Consider the following 26,982-nt stretch of genomic DNA (forward strand, 5'->3'; position numbering starts at 1 on the left):
TTATTTAGAAACTTCTAAAACGACAACATTATCGGTTTCCTGATTTGAAAAGCCAGTTGTAACTTCTACCGAACCACTTTTGCTTATAAATTTTACTGGCGATTTATCTTTAAGTAAATAAGCTTTTATGATTTTTTTAAAAGGAAACTGGTTAAGTTTAACGGATATATTTTCATTATCAAGAATGTGAATGTAAACCTTATTATCGGTTTGTGTTACGCTACCCCAAGCTTGCGACTTGATAAAGCCTGCTTTTGTACCATAAATACTTTCGCCATAAGTTTTTAGCCAACTACCCATTGCACTTAACCTATCCACAAATTCGGGTTGTATTTTTCCACTTGGCATTGGACCAATGTTAAGCAGTAAGTTTGCCCCTAAGCTTGATGCTTTAACCAATATGCTTACCAATTGCTTATTGCTTTTATAGCTGGTATCGCTTAGGTTATAGCCCCATGAATTTGAGATGGTTTCGCAAGTTTCTAAGGGCAATTTATCAGATGCCTTTTGAAAACTCAAGCCTGAACTGTTTTCGCCAGGTAAATCGCGTTCAAACATCTGAAAATCCTCGCCTGCAAATGGTGTTAAGTGATGGTTGTTTCCAATCATACATTGCGGTTGGAGTTTATGAATTAGTCCATAAATTTCATCATACTTCCAATCTAATCTGGAAGAACGGTCTGCAGCCCCTTCTGGCTGTGTTTGGTCCCAATGGCCGTCAAACCAAATCCCTCCAATTTCACCATAATTGGTTAAAAGCTCGGTTAATTGATTTTTCATAAACGCAAGGTAACTTGCGTAATCACTTTTAGCTTTCCTTCCAGAATGCTGACCGGTTCTTCCGGTTTCGTAAGGATAATCATCTCTGCGCCAATCGAGCAACGAATAATATAAATACAATTGAATACCTTGCTTGTGGCATTCATCCGCAAACATCTTAATAATATCTTTTTTGTAAGGCGTATTCATAATGTTAAAATCAGAATACTTGGTATCCCACATACTAAAACCATCATGATGTCTGGTAATTAAGGTAATGTATTTCATACCTGCATTCTTAGCCAGGCTTACATAAGTTGCAGCATCGAAATCTATCGGATTGAAGAAATCTTTGAGATTGGTGTAATTGTGAACGGTCAGTTTTCTATCGTTCATAACCCATTCGCCACTACCAGGTATGCTGAATGGCCCCCAATGAATAAACATTCCGAAGCGAGCATCTGCAAACCATTTGCGCTGGTCTATATTTTCCTGAGTAGGTGTATAATCCTGTGCAAAAGTGCAGAAACCGCAAAGCACAATAATTGCTGACAATAAAAGTTTTTTCATTGTTATATTTGGTTTATTGACTTGAAAGAATTCTAATCTATACTAGCGGTTTCTTTGACCGGTTTGCCAATCACCTTATAATTCCCATCGCCTTTTAAAATGGCAAGCATTTGAGTTTGATTGTTGAAAACAGATTTCGCCGCAGCCAATTCTTTATCGTACTGAAAACTCTGCTCGATTCTGCCCTTTTCGTAAAAATAACGACTTACTATTTGTGTTTCTAAAACCCTTTTAATTTCTGCCTTATGGTTGGCTAAATCCATTTTTTTAGCTGATGTAAGCTTGCTTTTCAGATTATCCAAATCCGCTTTTACTTCTGCGGTTTTGTTTTCCTTATCTGCTTCGTATCGAAGTTCTGTTAACAATCTTTCAGTTCGGCTTTGGTAGCTTAAATCTTTCTCGGCTAAACTGGCAGAAAAAGCAGTATAATCAGCATCACTTATTTGAAATGTTTTGGCAGATTGAATACTGGGTTTATCTCTCCTAAATTGATTGGCGTAATTAAAGAACAGGCTTTTATTTAACATGGTAATCGTTATAGGACTTAACTTATCGGCACTCACTACAACATCAGGATAAACGCCATTGCCGCTGTAAACATTTCTGCCTCCACGGGTTTTGTACATGGTAATTGTAGAATCTGCGAACCTATCTACAGAACCATCTGCATTTCTGTGTGCGTAATCTAACTTTTGAATGCATCGGCCTGATGGCGTATAATACTTGGCCACAGTAACCTTTACCAAACTGTTGTAAGGCAAATTAAAGGTTTGCTGCACTAATCCTTTACCATAACTACGCTGACCAATTACAATGGCCCTGTCTAAATCTTGCAATGAACCTGCCACAATTTCAGAGGCTGAAGCCGAACCATTATTTACTAAAACCACCAAGGGTACTGTAGGCGAAATTGCTGCATTCATGGTTTTATAGCTGATGGTTTTCTCTGCATTTTTTCCTTTTTGAGTAACGACAAGTAGGTCCTTATCAACAAAAAGATTTACAATTTTAACCGCTTCCTGTAAAATACCACCACCATTATTTCGTAAATCAAGTACAATGCCTTTTGGGTTTTCTTTGTTGATGCTAACCAATGCATCTTTAACTTCTTGTCCGGAGTTTTCTAAAAATTTATCAAGTTTGATGTAACCAATACCATCAGCAACCATACCTGAATAAGTAACATTAGGTTGTTTTATTTCTTCACGAATAATTTTTTTGGCGATTTCCTTTCCATCGCGAAGCAAAACTAAATCAACGGCAGTACCTTTTGGTCCACGAAGCAGCTGACTAATTTGCACTCTATCTTTACCTTTGGTTTCGATATTATTGATTTTGATGACCTGGTCTCCGGCTTTAATGTCTTGCTTGTTTGCAGGATAACCTTCACTTACTTCATTAACAAATAGTTTTCCATCAATAAACAAAGTACCAGCGCCAATACCACCATATTGTGTGCTTATATATTTAAGTTTGTAATCCTCTATTTCTGATTCGGGAACATATTCGGTGTAAGGATCTAAACTTTCCAGCATCGCATCAATACCGGCTTTCATCAAACCAGGAGCGTTGGTTTCATCAACATAGTTGATGTTAATTTCCTTATATAAGGAGGCAAAAATATCCAGATTTTTAGATACCAGAAACAGATCTTCTTTGAAAGAAAAGGATAAAATTGCAATGCCAGATACGGCTGCAAAGATTAAATATTTGATTTTTTTCATCCCTTTATGTTTGATACTTTAAAGGCCTGAGCATTATTTGCCAGCCTTAAAGATTATTGAATTGTACAAATGTAAATGTACAAAAAGGGATAAAGATTAAAAACAGCTTAGAACGGCTTAACGTAATTTAATCGTTATTAATTGAGCGCTTTCTCGATGGATTTCTAAAGTCTGTTACCTTTAGTATCAGCCAATGCCTTTTGAATGGTAAATTCAACGTAAGTGCGGTCGCGTTTAACAAGCTGCATAATATCTTGAACCAACTTATCTTCGTTACCTGGAGTAAAATCTAAAGGCGCATTAACAAGATCGCGATACTTTCTAAAAAACTTAATTTTTACTTTCTCTGCGTTGTCTTTTGTAAGTTGAAAATTTGCCATTTCTATTTCGTTTGATGCAAAAGTAAAAAATATTTGGGCGTAGTCTAATTGTTTTCGAACATTAAATGTAATTTTTTTCGAGCTAAGAAATTTTCTTGCATGATAATTGTGTTAAAAGTGCGTTATAGTTCAAAAAATCCAAAATATCGAAAAAATTAAACACAATTAAAATGAAAAAACTAATCTTCTCTATTGTTTTCCTAACCGTGGGTTGGGCAACATCCCACGCTCAAACATTTAATTTAGGTATAAAGGCAGGTGTTAACCTTGCAAAAATGAATGCTGATTTTGCCAGTGAGGAAAATCGTTTAGGTTATCAGGTTGGTGCCTGGGCAAGAATTGGTGGTGCAAGTTTTTATGTACAACCAGAAGCTTATATTGGTAGCAAAGGCAATAAATTTATCAGCTTCACAAATAATAACAATACAGAAGTTGCAGCAGAGGGTAAAGTTAAATTTACGACATTGGATATCCCGGTTTTATTGGGAACAAAATTTGGTGCTAAAAACTTAAACTTCAGATTAATGGCTGGTCCGGTTTTATCATTAATTCTTGATGACAGTTCTACTTTTAATTCGGCTTACCAACAAGCAACAGACTTTAGCAATTACAAAAACCAGGCTTTCGGTTTACAAGCTGGCGCTGGTGTAGATGTTGGTGCAATTTCTGTTGATTTACGTTACGAAGCTGGTTTAACCAACATCAGTAAAAGTGAAAAATACAAGCAAAATCCAAACTTATTTCAATTGAGTTTAGGTTTCAAAATTTTGTAATTAAAATACTAATTGCATAAAAAAAGCGACCAATTGGTCGCTTTTTTTATTTAATGTGTTTAAAGACTTATCGATTAGGCGTATTATCTATAAATGGCCTGTTCGCAGCTGTTGTAGATACCACAGTCATATCTCCCCGTATGCTAAAACTATAAGTGTTTGATTTAATTACAGAAACAGTAGATGTTCCGTTACGTGAAATAATATTGGCCGGGTTATTTGGATAACGGCAGTACAATTCATATATCCCGAAAGGAACCTTAACGAAGTTTGATGCAGATTTGTAGGCAATATTTGTAGCTATTACAGTTTCTACACCGGTAGTGGTGTTTTTAATTACGAAATTAAATGGATTTGCATTAGAGATTGCATGTACAAAGCGCACATAACCACCTGATGTATCTACAGGAGGTAGAACATCTTCTATAATAAACGACTCTACAGTTTTGGCTGTTGTGTTATATATCCCAGATAAATATAAAGAATAGTTTTTCCCATCTTGAACTGTCGTATTAAGTGTAGATATGGCAAGATTTGCATCAGTTGTAGCCGTTGAAGGCCTTTGACCTTTAAAATTATATGTTCCTGCGGGAATTACTGAATATGAATTTATCGCTGGAAATACTGCACCATATGCTGTACCGGCAGTACTGCTTTCTGCGCCAGTAGCAGATAGTGCCGCTGAAACTTTTGTATCGTTAGCATAAAAATTAACTACTGGTGCATTTACACCAAAATTGAAATATTTAAGCTGTGCGCCACTAACAGGAACATCTATAATTTGTACGGCAGTTTTTTCACAAGAATATAGAAATACAGAAAGTATTATTGCTAAAACTGGAATTAAAATATATTTATTTTTCATGTCTATTAGTTTTAAGGTAAAGTAATCCAGGTCTCCTTCGTATGATAATCTACAGCTAAACCGCCAATTTTATCAAGCTCTGCTCTGTTCCAAACATATTCTGAATTATATCGTGGTCTTATTCTGTAAACCAATTTTGTTGCATTATCAGGGTAAATGTTTACTGGCGTAGTAAAGCCAACAAACACCTGATTACCAGTAACCGGATCTTTATCTGTATAATGATACCTTCTCAAATCCATCCACTGTTCTAAATGACCCCAACCCCACTGCGCAATATACTTCTGACACATTATTTGCGAAAGTGTCAATGCATTTGCGTTTGTTGGAATAACGCCAGGCGAAGCCATATAGGCTGCTTTCTCTGCCGCAGTAATTTGAGTTGGCGACTGACCATCATCAGTATTACGGGCATTTACGAAATCAAAGTGTGATGAAATTCCTTTTGTGTATGCATCTAACGCTGTAGTTTTATCACCTTTTTTATAGGCTGCTTCTGCTTTTATAAATTGAAGTTGTGCATAAGTAAACGCTGGCATTTTAGTTTTACGAGCAAAAACGTATCTAGCTGGTGTGGAAACACTTGCATTTGCTAATGCTAATGTTGTATAACCCCAAAAGTTATTTGGTTGTTGCGCCGCAGTTAATGCGCCAATACCGAAAGTTGGCTCTAAACCACGATAAGCTCCATCAGGTGATGGCGATAACATTCTTGACAACCTTGGGTCAATTGTGCCAGTTAATGTTCCATCCAATAAACTTAAAATAAAACGAGTTTGTCTGTAACTTGTTAAGTTATCACGTGCTGCAGCATAAAAGTTAATGTCATCATTAGCAGTACCTGTATATGATAATAATGGATCATCAGCATTACTCGCTAATCCAGCATCAACAAGTGCAATAACGTCATCTGGTTTATAGCTAGCCTTATTCGAGTAATGATTTAAAATCATTGCTTTTAATGAATTTGCAAACTTTATCCATTTAGTAACATCACCTTTGTAAATAATATCAGTTTTACCTAATACAGCTGCATTAACACCACCATCAGTACGTTTTAAATTAGCTATTGCAGCATCTAACAATCTGATAGATTCTTCGTATGCATACTGCTGAGAATCATAAGCAAATGTTGTTTGATTTGCATTGATTGCTTCTTTAACAATAATTTCACCATGTAAATCGGTGGCCGTAATCCAACCCCAGGCTTTTAAAATTTGCCCAACACCTAATAAATCCCATCTTTGCTCATCTTGTGCTCTTTTGTTCATGTCTACCAAATTCTGACCGAAGTCAAAATAAGTCATTCTAAAAACCTGACCACCATTATCGGAACTTGGGTCATATCCCATTCTATCCCAAGTACTACTTACAGATGTTAATGTCCAGTTTTGAGTATAACGACCAACAAAACGGGCGTCGAAAGTAGGTGCAGTAATCATCCAGTGCAACATTGGAGATAGATACAAATTTGCTTCAACCTTTTCAGGGTTATTCGGATTTGTATTTACATCCAGAAATTTTTTACAGCTGCCCAAGGCCAAAAGCCCGAAAAGTGCTGTTATGATATATATCTTTTTCATTTTATTTTCTTTATAAACCGACTCTAATACCAAAGTTTAAACCAATAGGCATTGGAAAGTTACCATAATCAACACCTTGAGCGCCAGAACCACCAACAGCAGCTGTATTTCCGTTTACAACAGGGTCAAGACCTGAATAGTTTGTAATCAAGAACAAATCTGTACCAGTTACAAAAACACTTGCTGATTTAACAAATTTTTGGCGCTTTAATAATTTAGGTGATAAACGATAGTTTAAGGTTACATCTTTTAATCTAATCCAGTTGATGTCTTTTTCTATAAATAACTCCTCACTCATAGTATTATAAAATCCATTTTGATAAAAAGGAGTTACTGAAATATTATTAACTGTTGGATTTGCAGAGTTTTCTTTTCCATCTTGCAATACACCGGTTACAACACGTGGCTGTAAACGATCTAATGTTTTGGTTGATAAACCACGTTGCGTTAAGAAAGCTTGCGTACCGTTAAATACATCGCCACCTCTTCTAATATCTAACAGAAAAGAAAGTGAGAAATCTTTGTAACTGAAACTGTTTGTTATACCCAACTGGAAGTCTGGCTGTCTATCATAACCACCTTCGATAAATACGGTAGAACGTACTGGCAAGCCTGTTGCCGGGTTAATTAAAATTTGCCCACTGTTATTTCTTAGGTAAAAGAATCCAGTTAATGAACGTGTAGATTGACCTGGAGTTACACCATTACGAACGTTACCATACAACCAAGTATCCGAAACATAAGATTCAGGCAATGAACGAGGAAGTTCTAGTACTTTACCACGTGTAGCATCAAAGTTTGCTAAAATATCCCATTTAAAGTTTTCTGTTTTAAATGGTGTTCCTCTTAAACTAACTTCCCATCCTTTATTTTGAGTTTTGGCACCGTTTAAGTTGAATAAAACAAATCCAGTTGCGTAACTTCCTCTAATATCATTTACAATTTGATCGCGTGTTTCTTTACTGTAATAGGTTACATCTAAACCTAATCTGTCATTAAAAAAGGCTAACTCTGTACCAAACTCGTAAGAGCTTGCAAACTCAGGAACTAAGTTTGGATTCGGACCAGTAAAACCATATCCATATCCACCACCAACGGTCGTTTTGCTCTCCAAAGCAGGAACATACGCGTAAGGTCTGGCATCTTTACCCACATTAGCATAAGCCGCTCTCAACTTACCCGAAGTGAAGATTTTGCTTAATCCTGACTTGAAAGCAGGAACATCTGTAAATATAAAACTTCCAGAAACTGATGGGTAGAAGAATGAATTTTCTCCAACAGGAATTGTAGAAGTCCAGTCATTACGACCTGTTGCGGTTAAATAGAGATAATTCTTGTAACCAATAGTTGCTCTACCAAATAAACTCACAATTCGTTGTTCAATTGTAGTTGATTTTGCATTTCTTAAAGTTGCTGTTGTATTGTTTATAGATACAAAATTTGGATCCAAAAAGTTTTCCCCATAGGCACTCTCAGTTACTGATTTTAATGCTTTAACAGCATTACCAATCGTCATATCGAAGGTAATATCCTTGGTGATATTTTGTTTGGTTAAGTTAACTAAAGTTTGTGAGTTTAGGTTTCTGGTATTATCATTTGCTAAATCTAAAATACCTCCTTTTAACAAACCTCTTCTACTTTCCGGGTGACTTACCAATATTGCATTGTTATTGTAGGCGTCAATACCGAAAATAGTTTTGATGTTTAAAAATTTGAAAGGTGTAATAGTAAAACTAGCGTTTGATAAAATTCTATTGTTTTTAGTCGAGTTTTTATTCTTATTTACATTGAAATATGGATTTTCAACTTCAGATGTTAAATCAGTTGCGGTAGTAAAACGTCTACGCGTACCAGATGCTGTTAGATAATTTCTTGCATCATCTTCCTGAGGCCATAATAATAAACCAATTAGAGCACCACCATCACCTTTAAACGCTTGGTTATTCAGTGCATAAGAATAATTCATTGAAAAATCTGCAGTTAACCATTCATTTAATTTACCACCAGCAGAACCAGTTAAAGTAAAACGGCTGTAATCCGAACCAGGCACTACACCATTTTGGTCAGTATAAGATGTTGATAATCTGTAGTTAGCTTCATTTCTACCACCTTCTAGCGATAAATTGTGTTTTTGTGTAAATGCTGTTTGAAAGAAACCATCAATATTATCGTAGAACTGTGTATTAGGCGCATACCTTGGGCCAAAATAAGCAAATGCAGTACCCGCAGATACGCCACCTGTACCTAAGCCAAACTCACGTTGTAGTTCTGGTTGATACCTTGTTTTTTCTACTCTAAAGCTATTGTTGTAATTAATGATACCTTCCCCAGCTTTACCTCTTTTGGTAGTGATTACAATTGCACCGTTAGCCGCATCAATACCATATAATGCCGCAGCCTCAGGTCCTTTTAAAACTACTAAACTTTCAATATCTTCAGGATTAATATCGGCTGCACGGTTTGTAAAATCTACGCCTCTATTAAATAATCCGGTTGTAGAGCTATTATCAGAATAGAAAGACGATGTATTCATCGTTTTATTATCAATTGGCAAACCGTCTACCACAAACAATGGCTGATTACTTCCACTAATTGAACTGATACCACGAATAGTTATAGATGATGATGCACCAGGAACACCAGATGAACTTGTAACTTCAACACCAGCAACACGCCCTTGTAATGCATTAATAAAATTTTCTCTTTGTGTTCCTGCAATGTCAGCACCTTTAACGGTTTGCTGCGCAGTACCCAAAGAACGCTTTGATGCTGTTTGCCCCAAAGCCGTAACAACAACTTCATTTAGCGAGTTGCTATTCTGCTGCATCACGACATTAAAAATTGTATTATTACCAACGGTTTTTTCTACCGTTGTATAACCGATGTATGTAAATGTTAAAACATCAGTTTTTGCGACTTTGATGGCGTAATTACCGTCGCCATTTGTTTGAGTTACCGTTGTGCCTCCTTTTATTTTGACAGAAACACCGGGTATTGGTCCGTCGGACGACGTAACCTTACCGGTAACAGTTATCTGCTGAGCAATGGCATGAGCCAACAGCAAAAACGTACCGATAAAAACTAAGAGTAGCTTTTTTTTCATAAACAGCCAATAAGGTTAGTAAAAGTTTGTTTGTAGTTAGTTATTCCAGTTATAAAAAAACACGCATAATACCGCACGTTTTCCAATATTTAGCTAATATCATAAATGTTTTTCAATAAAAGAGCAAACTTTATTAATTATTATTTACAACCAGCAACACATAATTGCATAAAGCCGCAAAAACACGCAACTATTCAATATTTTTTTTACATTAGTGCAAACCAAACATATATGCTTAAAAAGGAACGTCATGATTTTATAATGCGCCAAATCAATTTGCACAACAGGGTGCTCACATCCGATTTGGTTCAGCTGCTCAATGTATCTAAAGATACCATTAGAAGAGACTTGCAGGAACTTGTCGATTTAGGCAAACTTTATAAAGTTCACGGCGGGGCACTATCCAAATCTTATCATTCATCATTTGATGATAGCACCGTTTATGCTCGTGACAGCAAAATAATCATCGCTAAAAAAGCAATAACCTTAATAAAAGATGGTATGGTGGTTTTAACCGGAGGCGGAACCACTGTGCTGGAATTTGTGAAGCAACTGCCCGAAAACCTAGAAGCCACATTTTTTACAATCAGTCCGCTAGTGGCGGTTGAACTTGCCAAATACAATAACATTGAAGTGATTTTAATTGGCGGCTCCTTTTCAAAAAACTCTCAGGTATCTTATGGCGGTAGCGTTATTAATCAACTATCAGAAATAAAAGTTGATTTATGTTTGATGGGGACGAGTGCTTTGCATCCTGAAGAGGGCATGACCGATACGGACTGGGAAATTAACCAACTGAAAAAAGCCATGCTTGCTGCCTCAAAGAAATCGGCTGTGTTATGTATTTCAGAAAAATTAGATATCTCGCTCCGATTGAAAGTTTGCCCAATAGAAAGCATTAGCTATTTGGTTACAGAATTAAATAACGAGGATGAATTACTTCAGCCTTATTTATCTAAAAGCGATGTGAAAATTTTATAAAAAAGCCCCAAAATATTTGAGGCTTTCTAATTTATAATAGACGAAACTTAGTTTACAGCTATATCTTTAGCCGGTTTATTGGTTTCGGGATTTTTTGGGAGTGATATCTTCAAAATTCCATCGGTATAACTAGCCGAAATATTTTCGCTAATTACTTTTCCATTTAAGGCAAAAGCTCTTTCGAATGCGCCGTTGCTATATTCTCTTCGGCTAAATTTTCTATCTGTTTCTACATCCTCTTTTGGTGTGTAAGAAATGGTTAAAACGTCATCTTTGGTTACAACCTTTAAATGCTCCTTTATCAATGCCGGGGCATAAAGATGAATGATAAATTCTTCATCCTTTTCTTCAATATTTGCAGCTACACTTCTAAATCTGTTAAAAAAGTGTTCTGCATGTCGGGCAAATCTGCCACCGTGGTGATGGCCAAATCTGCCGCCGTTTCCTACCCAACCTCTATTCATTTTGCCTTTATGGCATCTATCTTCGTTATACATTGTGTTATTTTTATTTATAAATATTAATTAATTTGAAACACCATATTGTGTTTTCGGAATACCCAATAATTGAGTTATGATGTTCGCGTAAGGATAAGCCGGTGAAAAAACAGCATAATCAAATTTTAACCCCTTAATTTGCCCAATAATATTGTCGATAAACTTCATTGGTTCTAATAATGACGTTATTAACCCTGATTTCTGGCTTTCGTTATCACTTTTGCTAAAAACATCCAAATTTGCGGCATAAGCTTTAAAGTCAGCACCGATGTTTTCTATAGGCTTTTTAAATTCATCTGAGCTAAAAAATGTAACCTGTTCGCCACGGGTAACCATTTCGCTGGCTAAGTTTAAAATAGGTTTAACCTCATTTTGCAACGGATTGCTTAAAAATAAAACTTGTGCCATTTGCTTATTTGTTTAAACTGTCAACCGGTGTAATTATATTTTCGTTAGCCTTTCTGTTGTGGTGACTAAAACCACGATGCCTGTTATATCCATCGCAGCAATTTTGATCGCGATAGTGTCTGTTTTTAAAATCTAACCTATCTCTGTATCCATTTTGAATTGCCAATACATTTAAGCTGTAGAATGTTGCACCTGCAACAACCAAGGCCAATAATACTCTAAATGCTTTCATCGATTTAATAATTTATGTGGATATTTTGAACCGAACCATTTCCCTGTATTGTAGGTCTGTACCATTGATTGTCAATCGGAACTACATTCGAATAATGGCTTTCAAATTCATTAAATCTTTCTATAAAGTGCCTGTGCTTTCTGTAGGCAAATATTCTGAAGACCATGCCGATTACCATTGCAATCAATATAAACTTAAATATGAAGGGTATGAAGAATGCGGTTGCACCAAGTACTATCCCGAATCCTATTGCTTTTAATATTTTTTTCATTTTGTTATATCCTGTTATTTAAATGGGTAGACGATGGAGATTTATTTTTACTTTAAATAATTTGAAAAATGTTTTACCACAAAAGAAAGCTTAGAAATTCTAGGCGATTTTTATAAATAAAAACATTTAGAACAATCGTCATTCCTGTGAAAACGGGAATCTTAATTCGGAAGAAACAAAATTTATGCTCACTTTTTAGGATTCCTGCATACGCGGGAATGACGACAAAGCGTTACTAAAACAAAACACAAAAAAAAGCCAGCTGAAAAGCTGGCTTTAAAATCATTCCTTATTGCGATGTCCCCATCCTCCGCACCTGCGCTTATATTCCTCTTTAAACTTTGCCCGTTGTTCTTCATCCATGCTATCCCATTTGGAGCGTAAGTTCCATGCTTTTTCTCTAAAACGATTTCCCGGACCACCGCCGCCCTTGTTAAAATTGCCGAATAGCAACCTGCATAAAACCAATAAACCCAAAGCTTGCCAGAAGTTAAGTCTTCCAACATGCGTTACTTCAGGTAAAATCCAGTTCCATAAATACATTACAATAAAGCCTAAGGCCGTAGCAATTAAGGCCACAACAGGTAGAAAGAAAATAAATTTCTTGCCTTTACTAAACTTTCTGTTTCTCATCTCCCACTAATTAATAGTTTATAAATTCTTGATATAAATTTTGTAATCGGCTACGCAAATGTTTCACCGCATAACCTTTTCTCGATATTAAAGTCTTAATGTTTTCGCCAGTTTCATCTGCCAATTCCTGAAAAGTTCGGTCTTCTAATTCATTCTGCACAAAAACGTAACGCTGATTTTCCGGAAGCTCTGCCAAGGCTGTAAATAATTGATCCCAAAAAAGCTTTTTTAAACTTTCCTCCTCTGGCGAGAATGATTCAGCAAATAAAATCTCCCTGAAATTAATTTCCCCATCTTCGTCTTCATAGCTCAAATCCTCAATTAAAACATCCTTTTGCTTGCGGTAACGGTCGGTAATTTTATTTCTGGCCACACGATAAAGCCAACCACCAATCTGCTCAATTGCCCCTGCTTCGGGTTGGTTGCTTAATTGATACCATACATCCTGCAAAATATCTTCCGCGTCCTCATCTGTATTCACCCGCCCGCGGATGAAACTGAATAAGCGTTTACCATAATCGGCAACCGTGGAAATAATATTTTGTGATTCGTTTGTTGGCACTAAAATTCGCTTTATAAACCAGTAGACGTACGGATGCTAGAATTACTTTAAATTATTTTATTTTTTTTCAAAAACGCTAATAAGCTAAAGTTAAGGAATATATTTTTTCGAAAATAAAAGGCAGTATTTCATGGCGGTTTGCAGTCCTGCTTTCCATTACAAGGCCGCACTCGTACCTCGCTTGCGGGCTTTTCATTACAATCAGGTTTATATAACTTCTTTTTTGTCTTTTATGAAAATTTTAAGCCACACTTTGCCCCTCCTAAATTTAGGAGGGGAGTAGGAAGAAAGTTATTTTATTGCTGAGTTTATAATTAAGGTCCAATTAGTAAACCCAAAACCTGCTTCAGTTCCTTTTGCAGTGTCCAACTCCCCTCCTTATTTTCAAGGAGGGGGCAAGAAGGTGGTCTCCAATCTAAAGCAACATCAGACTTACGAAGTTTAACCCAATAGAATGCATAAAAAACTTGGTAGGTCTTTCTGCACTATTTCAACGCTGCGGTGGGATAGGTCCCTTTATCTACAATTAACTTGCTGTTCCCTTTTAAATCAGAAACATAAATTTTACTCCCCAAAGATTTTTCCGAAGCGCTGTAGAAAATCCTTTCATCAGCCGTTACAAAAACATAAGGAACATTCATTCCAGCCGGAGAAATTTGGGTGATTTTCTTTGTTGATAAATCTAACAGAAAAACTGCTTCGTTTTGTTCATTTCGCTTATCAACAGCATTAAAAACCAAGCTTTTACCATCGCTTGTATAAAAAAACCGACTTCCGCTTGATATGCCATAATCCCCACCAATTAATTCGGTAATTGCCTGAGTATTTTTTAGTTTTCCGGCAACATCAAAAGTGTAAAGATTAATTAAATCATGCCCCAATACTTCTATTTCACCTTTCCAGGTTGGCGAGTATACATTAATTTGCGAAGTGGCATCCAAAATCACTAAACCTTTATTATCAGGTTTAACCACGCCAACTTTCCAGAAATTTTTATCGTTAAAAATGCTAAAAGCGATTGTATTTCCACTTGGCGACCACATCGCCTGGTCGTAATTACCGCTATTTGCCAACAATTGCAGCTGACTTTTGCTTTCCATATCGGCCACCCAAATGCTTCTGTGCCCTGAGCTGTCTGTAACCGTATAAGCTAATTTGTTGCCATCGGGAGAAATTGCCGGGTTTGTAGCCCCACCAAAAGAAATTTGTTTCATTGTATCAATACTCGTCGCTACGATTTTATTTTCATCCTGATAAGCCAAAGCAAAGTTTTTATTGCTTAAAGACACGGTATCTAAAATCGCCTTTGAACTTTTCTCAACGGATTGGTTGTTGCTGCATGAAACCAAAACCGTTACAAATGGAATTAAAAGGATTGCGAATCGGGCTGAAATTTTAGTCATGCACAATTTTACAAATTGTTTTTAAACAAAAAGATTGGGTTATAAAAGAACAAATAACTTTTTGTTTTTATGATGTTCATCTAACAATAAATGCAAGCTTATTATTGTGCAAACAACTACATATCATTTAAGCATTAAATGATAAAAATTAAATTGTATACAGCGAAATTAATGAATATACAAAAAGGTTTTTTATGAAAGTTTTTGTTTAATCAGCGCTAGGATTTATTGCACCTTTTGGGGTACTTGTTCGAGACTTCTTCGAGAAACTGGTGCTTTTTTCGAAGAAGTCTCGAAGAAGCTCCGAAGAAAATGCATCTTTTTAATTCGATTTACATTGGAATAGCAGAAGTTTTCCTCATCATTATTCTCCTTACGACTTAACTTTTCTTCTTATCCGCGTAACCAAAAACTTTCTGTAAAAGCGTTGTACTTCTTGAGTTGAAATTATTTCTGATTTTCAGTTCCTCTTTGGCTACCTCTATAAATAAACCATCAATTGCTTTTTGTGTAACGTATTCTGTTAAATTAGTGTTCACCGGTTTAACCAATGGTAAACGGTTATACTGCGAAGTTAAATCGCTGTAATATTTAGTGGCGTTTACTTTATTTAAACTTGTGGTTACAATCGGACTAAACTTTTGCATTAACTGCGCTGTGGTAACCCGTTTAAAATATTCTGTCGCCGCATCTTTATTTCCTAAAAGGATATTCGTGGCATCAGTTAAAGTCATGCCTTTAATTGCTGATACAAAAATCGGTTTAGCTTCTGTGGCTGCATCCTCTGCAGCACGGTTCAGGCTGGTAATTACATTATCGCAAAGTTTATTTAAACCGATACCCCTAAGCGTTCGCTCTACCTTTTGAGCTTCGGGTGGCATTAAAATTTTAACGGCTAAATTACCCAAGAAACCATCTTTAACCGATAACCTGTCTGCACCAGCAGTAACACCGATTTGGAGGGCTTCTTTAATGCCTTGTCCAATTTCGAAAGTAGAGGGCGTTCCGGTGGTGCTTGTGGTCGTCGATTTTTCGGTTACCTTTTTAAAAATGTCGCTCAATTTAAATTGAGCATTGGCATTCAAATTTGTAAATAATATTAATGCCAGAGATGCAGATAGAATATTAATTTTTTTCATTTTGTGTGTGTTTAAATTTGGTCTGCAAAACAACTGCCATAATTTTATCAACGCTCAAAGATAAAGCTTTGCGAAAATATGAAATGTTAATTTTACACCTCAATACCGTAGATTGAAATCTACAGGTTGAAATTAGCCATTAAATATTTAGGAGAAACCTGCAATGTAAACCCGACTGATTGAAAATCCTTTTAAAAAAAAGCAGTAACCTCGAATTAACTGTCGTGACAGAAGTTTTTTTTTAAAAGATTGCAACGAAAGGCGGGACTGCCGGAACCGATTTACGCAGTACCTCGCTTTTCAAAAACATTTTATGAAATCATCATTTCGACAGAAATATAAAAATTTTTAAATTAAGGCATTAATGGTCCGTGAAGACACAGACCATTGCGTTAAGTCGTCATTTCGACCGCAGTGGAGAAATCTTTGAACTTTAAATGCTTAATCTAAAGATTTCTCCATTTCGCGGTGCTCCAGTCGAAATGACGATGTGGGAATAAATAGGATTTTTTGGATACATAGCCTAAATTATTAGTTTATCGTCCATCACTCAGAAATATTTTTTATACTTGAAAGATAATTTGCCTTAGCTATCCATTACTTGAAGTTTATAAAGAACAAAGCTGGAAATAACCAGAAAGAAGATGCAGAATTAATTGCCGAGTATAAAAACACCGGCAATTTAGATGCGTTGGGTACGCTTTATAATAAATACATGCATTTGGTTTTTGGGGTCTGCTTAAATTATTTCAAGGATGAGGAGCAAAGCAAAGATGCGGTAATGCAAATTTTCGAAGAACTGGTGAGCAAATTATTGGTTCATGAGGTTCAGAATTTTAAAAGTTGGCTGCATGTATTAACCAGAAACCATTGTTTAATGGCGCTGAGGAAATCCTCGAAGCAAAATAACGTTTCAATTGATGATACTTTTGTGGAAAACACGGAGTTTGTGCATCTGGATATTGACAACACAAAAGAAACGCAGCTTACCATAATGGAAAAGTGCATGGAAACTTTGCCCGAAGAACAGCGAAAAAGCGTAGATTTATTTTATTTACAAGAGAAATGTTATAAAGAAGTAGCCGATATTACGGGCTACGATATGCTTAAGGTTAAAAGTTACATTCAAAACGGTAAGCGGAATTTAAAGATTTGTATAGAGAAAAATAGTAGTGAATAACGATTGGTTAGATATTGATGTTCTGGAAGATTACCTTGATGGTAAGCTTGATGCTAAAGCTATGCACTTTGTAGAACGCCAGGCCTTGGAAGACCCTTTCGTGGCCGAGGCTTTAGAAGGTTTGAAGCAGTCGCCAAAGCGCAAGCAAACACTATCTATCCTTCAAAAACAGCTTTATGATAGGGTTTTGCAGAAACCAATAAGGCGAAAAATGTGGGGTATTACTACCCAGCGCTTAAGTATTGCGGCAACAGCTACGGTTGCCTTTATTGCTGTAAGCATCTTGTTTTTTATGCGAGAAACCAATCGCAAGAATGCTGAAATTGCTTCAAGAAAATCGAACGGTGTGATGGTTGATGTTTCACCTAAATCTGATTTAGCGGCAGTTAAAGAAAAGCAAGCAGAAACAGCTGTTAATGATGGAACAAAAAGTGCCCTAATTGATAAGGCAATTACTGAGGCAAAATCTGGAGATTTAGCGAAGAATAATAAAGCGGCAAAGGTTTCTAAAAATGCAACTATTGCTGCAGCAGTCGCTGATAATGTTCCAGCTAAACAGGAGCGCCCAATGCTTTTACGTGATGCTTCTATTCATAAAACTGAGTCTGCTAGGATGGAAAGTGTGGCGCCATATGCTGAGAAAAAAGCGAAAACTAGCGCAGATGTTGCAAATAGTGATGCTGTAGCTTATTCAGCAGGTTCACTTTCTGATCGTGGTTTAGTTTACAGTGGCAACGTGATTTCACAAAGCGGACAACCAGTTTCTGGTGCAGTTATTAAAGTGGCCGGAACAAAAGCGGCAACAACCACAGATAATAAAGGGTACTTTTCACTTCCGGTTGATAGCTCTGATAAAAACAAAGAAATACTGGTTAAAGCACAAGGCTTTGATGATAAAACGGTTTCAACAGATCCGAACGCAATAAGAATGGCTTTAAGTGGAAATTATTCGCTAAATGAAATTGCTGTAATGACGGGCTCATCTGCAAGAAGGAAAGTAACTCCACCGGCTGCGCCTAAAATCGTTTTAAGAGCTGTTGAGAATTTAGATAAAAATGCTGTAGAAGTTAATAAACCCATTCCGGTTTCTACTGTAAATTACACGCAATACCTAGAGCGCAATAATAAACTTTTAAATCCCAAAGGACCAGAGCAATTTGTTATTGTAAGCTTCAAGGTAAAGAAGAATGGGCGACCATCTAACGTAAAGGTTGTAAAATCTATAAATAAAAATGCTGATGCTGAAGCCAAACGGCTTGTTTTAGCTGGCCCGGATTGGGTGTTACCTAAAAAAGGAACAGACAGTGTTGAACTGAGCATTAAGTTTTAGGCTAACAGCAGAAATCATCTATATCTCTTATAATTTTCCTATCCATTTTCCAATGTACAAACTTCCCTACTATACCGCAGAAAACCAGGATGAAGTTCTTGAATTTATGCATAAAAATACCTTTGTAACTTTAATTGGTTTTGATGGAGCATTTCCAGTAGCTACGCAAGTGCCGGTTAAAACTGCTGTTGAAGGAGCATCTGTGAAGTTAATCGGTCATATCATGACAAAAACCGACCATTGCAAAGCCTTTGCGGAAAATCCAAATGTACTTGTAATTTTTACCGGAGCACATGCGTACGTAAGTGCATCGGTTTATGAAGAGCCTTCAGCAGCATCAACCTGGAATTACAAATCGGTGCAGGCCAAAGGGAAAATTAAGCTTTTAAATACTGAAGAAACTTACCACGTAATTAAAGATTTAACAGATAAATACGAAAACCCTGAGCGTAGCCCTGCAGCTTTTAATAAAATGGATGAAGCCTACATTCAAAAGCATTTAAAAGCAATTACAGGTTTTGAAATTTCGGTTACACAATTGGACCATGTTTTTAAAATGAGCCAAAATCATTCTGCGAAAAATAAAGCCAGCATTGTTGAGTATTTAGAAAAAAGCGAGGATGTTTTGGCAAATGAGGTGGCCAGAGATATGAAAAACAAGCTGTAAGGTCATTGTTTTAAGGCACAAGACTATCTTTGAAGGTATCAAATTAAGATTACTTCCTTTCCTCGCAATGACGTTTCCTTTGCAGCCCCTTCATTATAAACCCGATATAAGCGACAGCCCCGAAATGCAATGAGGGCTACAGCGTTTAGCGGGGCTGAAGCTGCCGAAGAGCTGTGAACATTGCTTTCCAAATCCCTTATAACGAAAAAAGACTAAAGCAATTTGCCTTAGTCTCTAATAAGAATGATTTTTGAATTTTATTTGAAGTAATAAATTGCGGCGTAAATAATTGCGGCTAATGTTGCAGAAACTGGGATAGTTAAAATCCATGCCCAGATTAAGTTGATGGTTACACCCCAACGTACAGCCGAAACACTTTTTACAACACCTACTCCCACAATCGAACCTGTGATGGTGTGCGTAGTTGATACCGGAATACCGAAATGCTCGGTTATGCCTAATGTTATTGCGCCAGCACCCTCAGCAGCCACACCTTCTAAAGCGGTTACTTTAGTGATTTTAGAACCCATTGTTTTCACAATTTTCCAGCCACCACTCATTGTACCCAAAGATATTGCAGAATAACATGCAATTGGTACCCAAGATGGCATCGCTTCGAAATCCGGAATAACTTTAGCGGCAATTAATGCTGTAGCGATGATACCCATAACTTTTTGTGCATCGTTACCACCATGGAAGAAACTTAACGCTGCTGATGATAATAACTGCAAACGTTTAAACCATTTTTCTGCAGTTGCAGGTTTTGCGTAGCGACAAATGTTAATGATGATTAAAGTTAACACAACAGATATCACCATACCAATTATCGGTGCTAAAACAATAAAAGATACAATCTTAACCACATAACCCATGTTTACTGCATCCATCGGACTTGCACCTGTAAGCAAAGCATGTGTCATACCTGCACCTGCAAAACCGCCAATTAAAGTGTGCGATGAACTTGAAGGAATACCGTACCACCACGTTAAAAGATTCCATATAATTGCGGCAACTAAACCAGCAAGAATAACTTCTAAAGTAATATAGTTTTCAATTACAGTTTTAGCAACGGTATTGGCAACTTTATGGTCGGTAAAATAAAAGTAAGCGGCAAAATTAAATAACGCTGCCCATAAAACGGCTTGGAAGGGTGTTAGTACTTTTGTAGAAACAACCGTTGCAATCGAATTAGCGGCATCGTGGAAACCATTTATGTAATCGAAAGCAATAGCTAGAATTACAACAACAACCAGTAAGGTAGTTACCATTTTTGTTTTTTATTAAGCGTTTTTAACTAAGATAGTTTCAAGCACATTTGCTACATCTTCGCATTTGTCAGTCGCTTTCTCTATCGTTTGTAAAACCTCTTTTTGTTTAATTAATTCAATTGCGTTGGTTTCGTATTCAAATAAACGGGCAACCGCCAAAGTAAATACATAATCTGCCTGGTTTTCGCCACTGTTAATACGAATACAAGCATCAGCAATAACGCGAATGTTTTTAAAGCTGCGTAATTCTTTAATTGCTTTATCAATATCTGTACACATTTCTACCAAAAGCTCAGCGATTTTTACAATCGGTTCACTAATTGCATTCATGTTATACATTTGCATTCTATTAGCCGTACCATATATATAATCAGCTACATCATCAACTGCCGTAGCTAGCGCATGTATGTCTTCTCTATCGAATGGCGTAATAAAATTTCTGCTTAGTTCTAAAAAGATGGAGTGTGTAATATCATCACCCACGTGTTCTAAACGCTCAATTTCCTTGAAAATGGTTTTTCTGCTTTCTGCATCTGCAGTGCTAACCATTTCTAAAAGTGCCTCTGCTATTTTCAAAGCGTTGCTTCCGGCTTGCTCAAATAGAGGATGAAATTTTCTGTCTTGAGGTGTAAAGAACTTAAAAATATTGTTCATGTTAATTCTTAATATGTTGCAAAGCTACGAGCCCAATGTTAACTTAATGTTAAGTTGCTAATTATATTAACGAATTATCATGCTGTGTATTAATGCATAGTCTGTTTTACATCAACTATATTATAGTTTTAGAAAATTGAAGTGCGTATTTCATTGGAAATTACAGTCCCGCTAAACGCTGTAGCCCTCATTGCATTTCGGGGCTGCCGCTTATATCCGGTTTATAATGAATGGCTTATTACTCTTCGGAGAAAACAAAACAAGTAGAACTAGCCAATTTTCTGCAAGGTAAATGCAAAGGTTGTTCCAATTCCGGGTGTACTTCTAACTGAAATGGTTTGCTGGTGAGCCTCAAGGATATGCTTAACAATGGCTAAACCTAAACCCGTTCCGCCAACCTCGCGAGAGCGGTGCGTATCAATACGATAGAACCTTTCAAATAAACGTAACAAATGCTTCTCTTCTATTCCAATTCCATTATCGGTTACTTCGATTAAGAACTGATCATGGAGCTCAAAAATTTTGATGGCCGTTTCGCCTCCATCAATACCATATTTAATACTGTTAACCATTAAATTAATCAAAACCTGACGGATCTTCTCCCTATCAGCCGATACTAGTGTTAACGCAGTATATTTATCTTTGAAGAAAAGCTTAATGTTTTTTTGTTTCGCCCTGTCTTCAAGGTTTTCCATTACCTCCTTTGCCAATTGCACAAAATCGAATTTTTGGTAATTTATAGGCGCCTCGCCGGTTTCAAGCTTTGCGATAGCATCTAAGTCGTTAATTAAATAACTTAAACGTTCTACATTATTTTCAGCTTTTTTTAGGAATAGAACAGCTTGGTCTGGGTCATCAACAATACAATCTTGTAATGTTTCAATGTAACCTTGAATGGCAAAAAGTGGGGTTTTAAATTCGTGAGAAACATTGGAAAGAAACTCTCTTCTAAATTGTTCTTGCTTTTTTAGCAAATCAATTTCCTTTTTTTTCGCTCCTGCCCATTCTTTCACTTCTTGTTCCACATCGTTTATGGGGTCTGGGCTCACATATTCTCCAAGTGCATCTTTTAAATCTTTGCCTAATTTTAAGTTATGAATGAGTTTGTAGATGAGTTTAATTTTGGTATAAATATACTTCTCTAATAAATAGTAAAAAACTAAGAAGCTACTTAAAAAAGAAACGCCAAAAGAAATTGCAAGATAGTACCAGCTGTGCTGAAAGTAAAAGTTTACCATACCGATAGATAGCGCTACAGCAAGGGCAGTAAATAAAACCAGCACACTTAATTTCATGTTGCAATTTAGGCTTTTTGTGTTAATAGAATATTAACTCAATTGCTTTTCGGTTAAATATTTCCAATATCGTTTAGGAACATGCTTTATGTGTAACTTTGTATTTTTTCGGGCCACGATATTTGTGTTTTTGAAATAATCCTTCCATAAAACAGAATAAAGTTCTTCTTTTTCATCCATAAAAATAGCGGCCGGGTTAACTTTACTTATATTTTTATCGAAAGAAATTGTAATTTCTTCTACTGTGTTTAAATTATAATGCAAGCCATATTTCCTTTTCAAATCATAAATTATCCATTGTTGGTCGGCATATCTATTTTTAAAGTGATTAGAGATTAACGGCAAAACATTAAAATCTGGATCTACGCTGGCATAAAACATTCCATCGCCTGTTTTTTGAAAACGGATAAACGCTTCCATTCTGTGTTTTTCTCTTTCTACACTTTTTGCATATTTAGATAGTGCAATTACATGCTCGTTTCCAAAATTATTTTCTGCACCATTCTGATTTTGAAAAACATATATTGTAAATTGAAAAAGATGATTATAAGCTTCTGGGATTTCAGACAAATAGCTACAATAAAATTTCCGCAGCCAATCTTTCTTTATTTTCTTTTGCAAACCTGCCCAAACCCTATCAGATTTCTCTGCGTCTGTTTCCACTGTAAAGCTTTCTGCAAAAGCCTCTGGCTGAAAAACAGTAATCGACTTTAATACAACTTTACCTGGCTTACGTTCAAACCATTCAAAAACAGCCGTTAGAAGTCCTGCCAGAGAACCATCAAATACATAAATCATGTAAACAAAAGCATTTGATTATTATCTGTTTTTAAATATTTACTTTGGCTTTCGGCCAAAATAAAAGCCTTAATCTGTGTTCCTTGATAATCTTTTAATTGATAAGGAGAATCGGCACAAACTATAAAATGCTTAGCCCGGTTGTAGGCGACTCCGATTTTTTTCAGTTGGTTGATTCTAAGTTTTCCAAACTTACGGGCTTGTACAATTTTTTGTGCCGACATAACACCTATTCCCGGAATTCGTAAAATCATTTTATAATCAGCAGTATTTATATCAACCGGAAAATGTTGCATATTTCGAATCGCCCAACTTAATTTGGGGTCAATATCAACATCAAGATTTGGATTTGCGTCATTCAAAATTTCTTGAACTTTGAAGCCATAAAACCGCATGAGCCAATCGGTTTGGTAAAGTCTGTTTTCTCTTAAAAGCGGCGGCTGAGTACCTAAAACCGGCATCCGGCTATCATTGCTTATTGGCACATAACCAGAATAATAAACCCTTTTTAGAGAGAAGTTTTTGTAAAAAGCATTCGCAGTATACATAATTTCTTTGTCGCTTTCTGGTGTTGCGCCAATAACCATTTGTGTACTTTGCCCGGCAGGAACAAATTTTGGGGTATGTTTTATTAACTTTTTTTCTTCAGTTAGCTGAATCATTTGCTTGTTCACAAAATCAAGCGGTTTTATAACATCTTCATGATTTTTTTCAGGAGCGAGTAATTTTAAACCAGCCTCAGTTGGCATTTCCAAATTAATACTCATTCTATCGGCATACAAGCCCGCTTCTCTAATTAAATCTTCGCTAGCGCCAGGGATGGTTTTTAAATGTATGTAGCCATTGTAACGCTGTTCTAAACGAAGTTTTTTACAAACTAAGAGCAAGCGTTCCATTGTAAAATCGGCATTTTTAAAAATCCCCGAACTCAAGAATAAACCTTCAATATAATTTCTCCGGTAAAAATTCATGGTTAAATCTACCACTTCGTCAACAGTAAATGCCGCACGTTTAATATCGTTGCTTTTACGAGATACGCAAAACAAACAATCGTAAATGCAATGGTTTGTTAGCAAAATTTTCAAAAGTGATACGCAACGACCATCTTCTGTATAAGTGTGGCAAATTCCTGAAGTATGCCCATTTCCTAAACCCTTATTATCGTTTTTTCTATTGCTTCCACTTGATGAACAGGAAACATCATATTTTGCGGCATCAGCAAGAATGCTCAACTTTTCACGAATTCTATCAGACATACACAAAAATTTACTAACAAATATAGCTTTAAAACTAAATATATTAGCAATTTATAGCAAAGTAATTAACGCTCTTTAGGAATACTAAGCTCGGCAAAATTAATGTTAAGACTTTTTGTTGATGGGCCTTTTATCCGCTCAGTTGAAAATGTAGTGATACTATTCTATCAAAAAAACAAATAACTTGTTTTAGAATCTTTTTAAAAAGGCAAATTTATTATCATGACTGGTATTTCTACCTTTAATTAATTTCCCTCCCATTCACTGTAAAAGTTATCCAAATAGGTTATCATAAAATTATGACGTTTTTCGGCAATCGCTTTCCCGCTTTCGGTATTCATCATATCCTTTAATAATAAAAGTTTTTCGTAGAAATGATTAATGGTGGGCGCAGATGTATTTTTATAACTTTCTTTTGAATGATTTTGTTCTGGTTTGATTTGCGGATCGTATAAAACACGGTTTTTATAACCGCCGTATGTAAAAGCTCTGGCAATACCAATTGCTCCAATAGCATCTAACCTATCTGCATCTTGAACAATATTCATTTCCTTAGAGGTAAAACCTGTGTTATCAAAACTATTCTTAAACGACATATTTTGAATGATTAGCTTTACCTGACTAATTATATGTTCATTTACCTCAATAGATTTTAAGAATTCTGCAGCTACATTGGGTCCTAATTCTTCATCACCGTTATTAAATTTAGGATCGGCGATATCATGCAAGAGTGCTGCAAAGGACACAATCAATTCATCGCCTTTTTCAATCTTATTAATATTTAGGGCAGTTTTAAAAACCCTTTCGATGTGAAACCAATCGTGACCAGCTTCAGCATTTTCAAGGGTTTTTTTAACGAATTTGATTGTTGTATCTATATAATTCTGCATACCCAAAGGTATTAGAATTTAGAGTTGAAAGAAAAACCGAATGGCTAATTTTTCTGATTAGTTGTGTTTACTTTGTACCAACACCTTCCAATTGATTTTCGGAAGAAATATTTTTGATTAATTCTGTATGATCCAAAGTTAGTAATTGCGTTACATCGATATCTAAAATTGCAGAAATCTGAAATAATCTTTCAATTGTTAGTTTACTGTAACCAAGTTCTATTTTACTGTATGCATTTTGCGAAATCTTTAATTTAGCTGCAAGATAATCTTGAGTATAATCTCTGTATTCTCTGATTTTTCTAATGTTCCCTGCAACATTTTTCGTCTTCAAAGCCATCTGATCTTCCATAGGGGTGAGGATTTTTTTTATTAACTAATACGCATATAAACGAAAATTGTTCCAAAAAGGATCTTACAAAAGTGCTTTTTGCCAAAAAACAGCTTTTCTATTCAGGAAATATATATTTTGTTAATATGTATTTGACAATTAAAATGAACAAATTAAAACAAATACTACAACTTTTTAAGAAAAATTTACGTAAAATTTAATCGAGAGATTATTTGAGATACATTTTTTTACTCTTCTACCGAAGCTACTCTTCTCGTACCATCATACAATTCATACTCTAAAAGTCTGCAATCTAGCTTTCCGTTATAAAACTCTACCTTTTTAGAAGCTTTCAAACCGATTTTTTTTGCTAAATCAGGATTCCCTGTAAAAATATAACCAGAATAGCCTTTGCAATGTTGCTTCATAAAATCGCCCATTCTTTTGTATGTTAATTCAAGTTTACTGTGTACACCTAAGCGTTCGCCATATTCTGGATTAAAAACAACCGAACCTTTTCCTCCTTCAGGAACTGGTGTTTGCTCGAAATCACACACCTGAAAATCAATAAGTGTATCTACACCGGCCGTTTTTGCATTACGTCTGGTAACTTCTACAGCATCTTCGGAGATATCGGAAGCGATGATTTTTATATCAACGTTTTTAATGACCTGGTCTTTAAGTAATCTACGCTCGGCAAAAAATACTTCTTCATTATAACCCATAATATGCATAAAACCATAATTCATACGGTATAAACCAGGGGCACGATTTGTTGCAATTAAAGCTGCTTCGATAGCCAATGTTCCAGAACCGCACATTGGATTTATAAATGGTGATTTTTTATCCCATTGCGTAGCATAAATTACACCTGAAGCCAGTGCTTCTAACATTGGCGCTTTACCCGGTATTTTACGATAGCCATGTTTTGCAAGCGTTTCGCCCGATGTATCTAAGAAAACATCAGCTTCTGCATCTTTCCAATATAAATGAACCACTGTTTTATTTGCATCAGAACCAGAATTTGGCCTGATTCCTTTAATCTCTTTTAGCCTGTCCACGATAGCATCTTTAACCTTTAGATTAGCAAAAAGTGGCGTTGTAATATTTGGATTATCTACGTTTGATGTTACAGAAAAGTATCCGGTAAAATCAATCAACTCTTCCCATTCAATAGCCTTAATTTTTTCGTATAAATCATCAGGTGTTATGGCTTTAAATGCTTTAATTGAATACAAAATCTGGCTAGCGCAACGCAGATTCAGGTTTAACTTAATACACTCCGTTAGGGTAATATTTAGTTCAACACCTGTTGAAAAGACTCTTTCAATAGTGTAGCCTAAAGCCGAAACTTCTTCTTGTAAATAGGGAGAAAGGCGTTTGTTGCAGGTGATTATAACCTTGCTTTTATTGTGGAAAACTTGCATCAT

At 35.9% G+C, this 26,982-nt stretch carries 27 protein-coding genes; 5 read left to right on the forward strand and 22 right to left on the reverse strand.

From position 1 onward, the window contains the following. From QWY86_RS07490 to QWY86_RS07500, 3 genes are all read right to left on the reverse strand, one after another. Positions 1-1,329: an alpha-L-fucosidase gene (locus QWY86_RS07490; protein ID WP_290240427.1), complete on the reverse strand. Its 1,329-nt coding sequence runs from the start codon at positions 1,327-1,329 to the stop codon at positions 1-3. Between the two features lie 32 nt (positions 1,330-1,361). Further along, positions 1,362-3,053, reverse strand: coding sequence for a S41 family peptidase (locus QWY86_RS07495; protein WP_290240429.1), 1,692 nt, complete (start codon positions 3,051-3,053; stop codon positions 1,362-1,364). Positions 3,054-3,217: 164 nt separating this feature from the next. Next, complete coding sequence (locus tag QWY86_RS07500; protein ID WP_290240432.1) at positions 3,218-3,433, reverse strand: hypothetical protein; 216 nt, start codon at positions 3,431-3,433, stop codon at positions 3,218-3,220. A 170-nt stretch (positions 3,434-3,603) separates the two neighbouring features. Here QWY86_RS07500 and QWY86_RS07505 point away from each other — a divergent pair, with 170 nt between their 5' ends. Then, the gene (locus QWY86_RS07505) at positions 3,604-4,206 is read left to right on the forward strand and encodes a porin family protein (protein ID WP_290240434.1); all 603 of its coding nucleotides are present in this window, start codon (positions 3,604-3,606) and stop codon (positions 4,204-4,206) included. Between the two features lie 67 nt (positions 4,207-4,273). On the opposite strand, the gene QWY86_RS07510 is transcribed toward QWY86_RS07505, so the two are convergent. Genes QWY86_RS07510 through QWY86_RS07520 form a run of 3 tightly spaced genes read right to left on the reverse strand, consistent with a single transcriptional unit; the run spans position 4,274 to position 9,757 of the window. Continuing rightward, positions 4,274-5,071 (reverse strand): DUF4397 domain-containing protein, encoded by a 798-nt coding sequence (locus QWY86_RS07510; protein ID WP_290240436.1) that lies wholly within the window; start codon positions 5,069-5,071, stop codon positions 4,274-4,276. Positions 5,072-5,082: 11 nt separating this feature from the next. Next, a complete protein-coding gene (locus QWY86_RS07515; RefSeq protein WP_290240438.1) occupies positions 5,083-6,654 on the reverse strand; it encodes a SusD/RagB family nutrient-binding outer membrane lipoprotein in 1,572 nt (523 codons plus the stop codon). Positions 6,655-6,664: 10 nt separating this feature from the next. Further along, positions 6,665-9,757, reverse strand: a complete 3,093-nt coding sequence (locus tag QWY86_RS07520) for a SusC/RagA family TonB-linked outer membrane protein (protein ID WP_290240440.1) — start codon at positions 9,755-9,757, stop codon at positions 6,665-6,667. A gap of 231 nt (positions 9,758-9,988) precedes the next feature. Here QWY86_RS07520 and QWY86_RS07525 point away from each other — a divergent pair, with 231 nt between their 5' ends. Beyond that, complete coding sequence (locus QWY86_RS07525; protein ID WP_290240442.1) at positions 9,989-10,738, forward strand: DeoR/GlpR family DNA-binding transcription regulator; 750 nt, start codon at positions 9,989-9,991, stop codon at positions 10,736-10,738. Positions 10,739-10,785: 47 nt separating this feature from the next. Here QWY86_RS07525 and QWY86_RS07530 read toward each other — a convergent pair whose 3' ends face one another. The 8 genes from QWY86_RS07530 to QWY86_RS07565 all read right to left on the reverse strand — a co-directional run bounded on the left by QWY86_RS07530 (position 10,786) and on the right by QWY86_RS07565 (position 15,883). Then, positions 10,786-11,235 (reverse strand): Hsp20/alpha crystallin family protein, encoded by a 450-nt coding sequence (locus QWY86_RS07530; RefSeq protein ID WP_290240444.1) that lies wholly within the window; start codon positions 11,233-11,235, stop codon positions 10,786-10,788. A gap of 27 nt (positions 11,236-11,262) precedes the next feature. Further along, complete coding sequence (locus QWY86_RS07535) at positions 11,263-11,643, reverse strand: glycosyltransferase (RefSeq protein ID WP_290240446.1); 381 nt, start codon at positions 11,641-11,643, stop codon at positions 11,263-11,265. A 4-nt stretch (positions 11,644-11,647) separates the two neighbouring features. After that, positions 11,648-11,875, reverse strand: coding sequence for a hypothetical protein (locus QWY86_RS07540; protein ID WP_290240448.1), 228 nt, complete (start codon positions 11,873-11,875; stop codon positions 11,648-11,650). Between the two features lie 4 nt (positions 11,876-11,879). Then, positions 11,880-12,146, reverse strand: coding sequence for a hypothetical protein (locus tag QWY86_RS07545; protein ID WP_290240450.1), 267 nt, complete (start codon positions 12,144-12,146; stop codon positions 11,880-11,882). A gap of 282 nt (positions 12,147-12,428) precedes the next feature. After that, a complete protein-coding gene (locus QWY86_RS07550) occupies positions 12,429-12,779 on the reverse strand; it encodes a hypothetical protein (RefSeq protein ID WP_290240452.1) in 351 nt (116 codons plus the stop codon). A 10-nt stretch (positions 12,780-12,789) separates the two neighbouring features. Further along, a complete protein-coding gene (locus QWY86_RS07555; RefSeq protein WP_290240454.1) occupies positions 12,790-13,341 on the reverse strand; it encodes an RNA polymerase sigma factor in 552 nt (183 codons plus the stop codon). 485 nt (positions 13,342-13,826) lie between these two features. Continuing rightward, the gene (locus QWY86_RS07560; RefSeq protein WP_290240456.1) at positions 13,827-14,744 is read right to left on the reverse strand and encodes a TolB family protein; all 918 of its coding nucleotides are present in this window, start codon (positions 14,742-14,744) and stop codon (positions 13,827-13,829) included. Positions 14,745-15,124: 380 nt separating this feature from the next. After that, positions 15,125-15,883, reverse strand: a complete 759-nt coding sequence (locus tag QWY86_RS07565; RefSeq protein ID WP_290240458.1) for a DUF4197 domain-containing protein — start codon at positions 15,881-15,883, stop codon at positions 15,125-15,127. Between the two features lie 601 nt (positions 15,884-16,484). Here QWY86_RS07565 and QWY86_RS07570 point away from each other — a divergent pair. Genes QWY86_RS07570 through QWY86_RS07580 form a run of 3 tightly spaced genes read left to right on the forward strand, consistent with a single transcriptional unit; the run spans position 16,485 to position 19,060 of the window. Next, complete coding sequence (locus QWY86_RS07570) at positions 16,485-17,063, forward strand: RNA polymerase sigma factor (protein WP_290240460.1); 579 nt, start codon at positions 16,485-16,487, stop codon at positions 17,061-17,063. After that, a complete protein-coding gene (locus tag QWY86_RS07575; protein ID WP_290240462.1) occupies positions 17,056-18,393 on the forward strand; it encodes a carboxypeptidase-like regulatory domain-containing protein in 1,338 nt (445 codons plus the stop codon). The genes QWY86_RS07570 and QWY86_RS07575 overlap by 8 nt, the downstream gene beginning before the upstream one ends. A 52-nt stretch (positions 18,394-18,445) precedes the next feature. Continuing rightward, positions 18,446-19,060 carry an FMN-binding negative transcriptional regulator gene (locus tag QWY86_RS07580; RefSeq protein WP_290240465.1) on the forward strand — a complete coding sequence of 205 codons (615 nt, stop codon included), beginning with the start codon at positions 18,446-18,448 and terminating at the stop codon, positions 19,058-19,060. A 257-nt stretch (positions 19,061-19,317) separates the two neighbouring features. Here the strand turns inward: QWY86_RS07580 and QWY86_RS07585 are convergent, their stop codons facing one another. From QWY86_RS07585 to QWY86_RS07620, 8 genes are all read right to left on the reverse strand, one after another. Next, positions 19,318-20,328 carry an inorganic phosphate transporter gene (locus tag QWY86_RS07585; RefSeq protein WP_290240467.1) on the reverse strand — a complete coding sequence of 337 codons (1,011 nt, stop codon included), beginning with the start codon at positions 20,326-20,328 and terminating at the stop codon, positions 19,318-19,320. A 12-nt stretch (positions 20,329-20,340) separates the two neighbouring features. Continuing rightward, positions 20,341-20,982 (reverse strand): DUF47 domain-containing protein, encoded by a 642-nt coding sequence (locus QWY86_RS07590; RefSeq protein WP_290240470.1) that lies wholly within the window; start codon positions 20,980-20,982, stop codon positions 20,341-20,343. 269 nt (positions 20,983-21,251) lie between these two features. Further along, entirely contained in the window at positions 21,252-22,277 is a 1,026-nt protein-coding gene (locus QWY86_RS07595; RefSeq protein WP_290240472.1) for a sensor histidine kinase, read from the reverse strand. Positions 22,278-22,310: 33 nt separating this feature from the next. After that, positions 22,311-23,075 carry a TIGR03915 family putative DNA repair protein gene (locus tag QWY86_RS07600; protein ID WP_290240473.1) on the reverse strand — a complete coding sequence of 255 codons (765 nt, stop codon included), beginning with the start codon at positions 23,073-23,075 and terminating at the stop codon, positions 22,311-22,313. Continuing rightward, complete coding sequence (locus QWY86_RS07605; RefSeq protein WP_290240475.1) at positions 23,072-24,331, reverse strand: putative DNA modification/repair radical SAM protein; 1,260 nt, start codon at positions 24,329-24,331, stop codon at positions 23,072-23,074. The genes QWY86_RS07600 and QWY86_RS07605 overlap by 4 nt, the downstream gene beginning before the upstream one ends. A gap of 245 nt (positions 24,332-24,576) precedes the next feature. Then, entirely contained in the window at positions 24,577-25,221 is a 645-nt protein-coding gene (locus tag QWY86_RS07610; RefSeq protein WP_290240477.1) for an HD domain-containing protein, read from the reverse strand. 67 nt (positions 25,222-25,288) lie between these two features. Next, entirely contained in the window at positions 25,289-25,573 is a 285-nt protein-coding gene (locus tag QWY86_RS07615; RefSeq protein ID WP_290240479.1) for a helix-turn-helix domain-containing protein, read from the reverse strand. Positions 25,574-25,800: 227 nt separating this feature from the next. Next, a complete protein-coding gene (locus QWY86_RS07620; protein WP_290240863.1) occupies positions 25,801-26,979 on the reverse strand; it encodes a THUMP domain-containing class I SAM-dependent RNA methyltransferase in 1,179 nt (392 codons plus the stop codon). Between the last annotated feature and the right edge of the window lie 3 nt (positions 26,980-26,982).

The sequence above is a fragment of the Pedobacter aquatilis genome, from assembly GCF_030409415.1.
In the GTDB taxonomy this organism is placed as follows: Bacteria; Bacteroidota; Bacteroidia; order Sphingobacteriales; family Sphingobacteriaceae; genus Pedobacter; species Pedobacter aquatilis.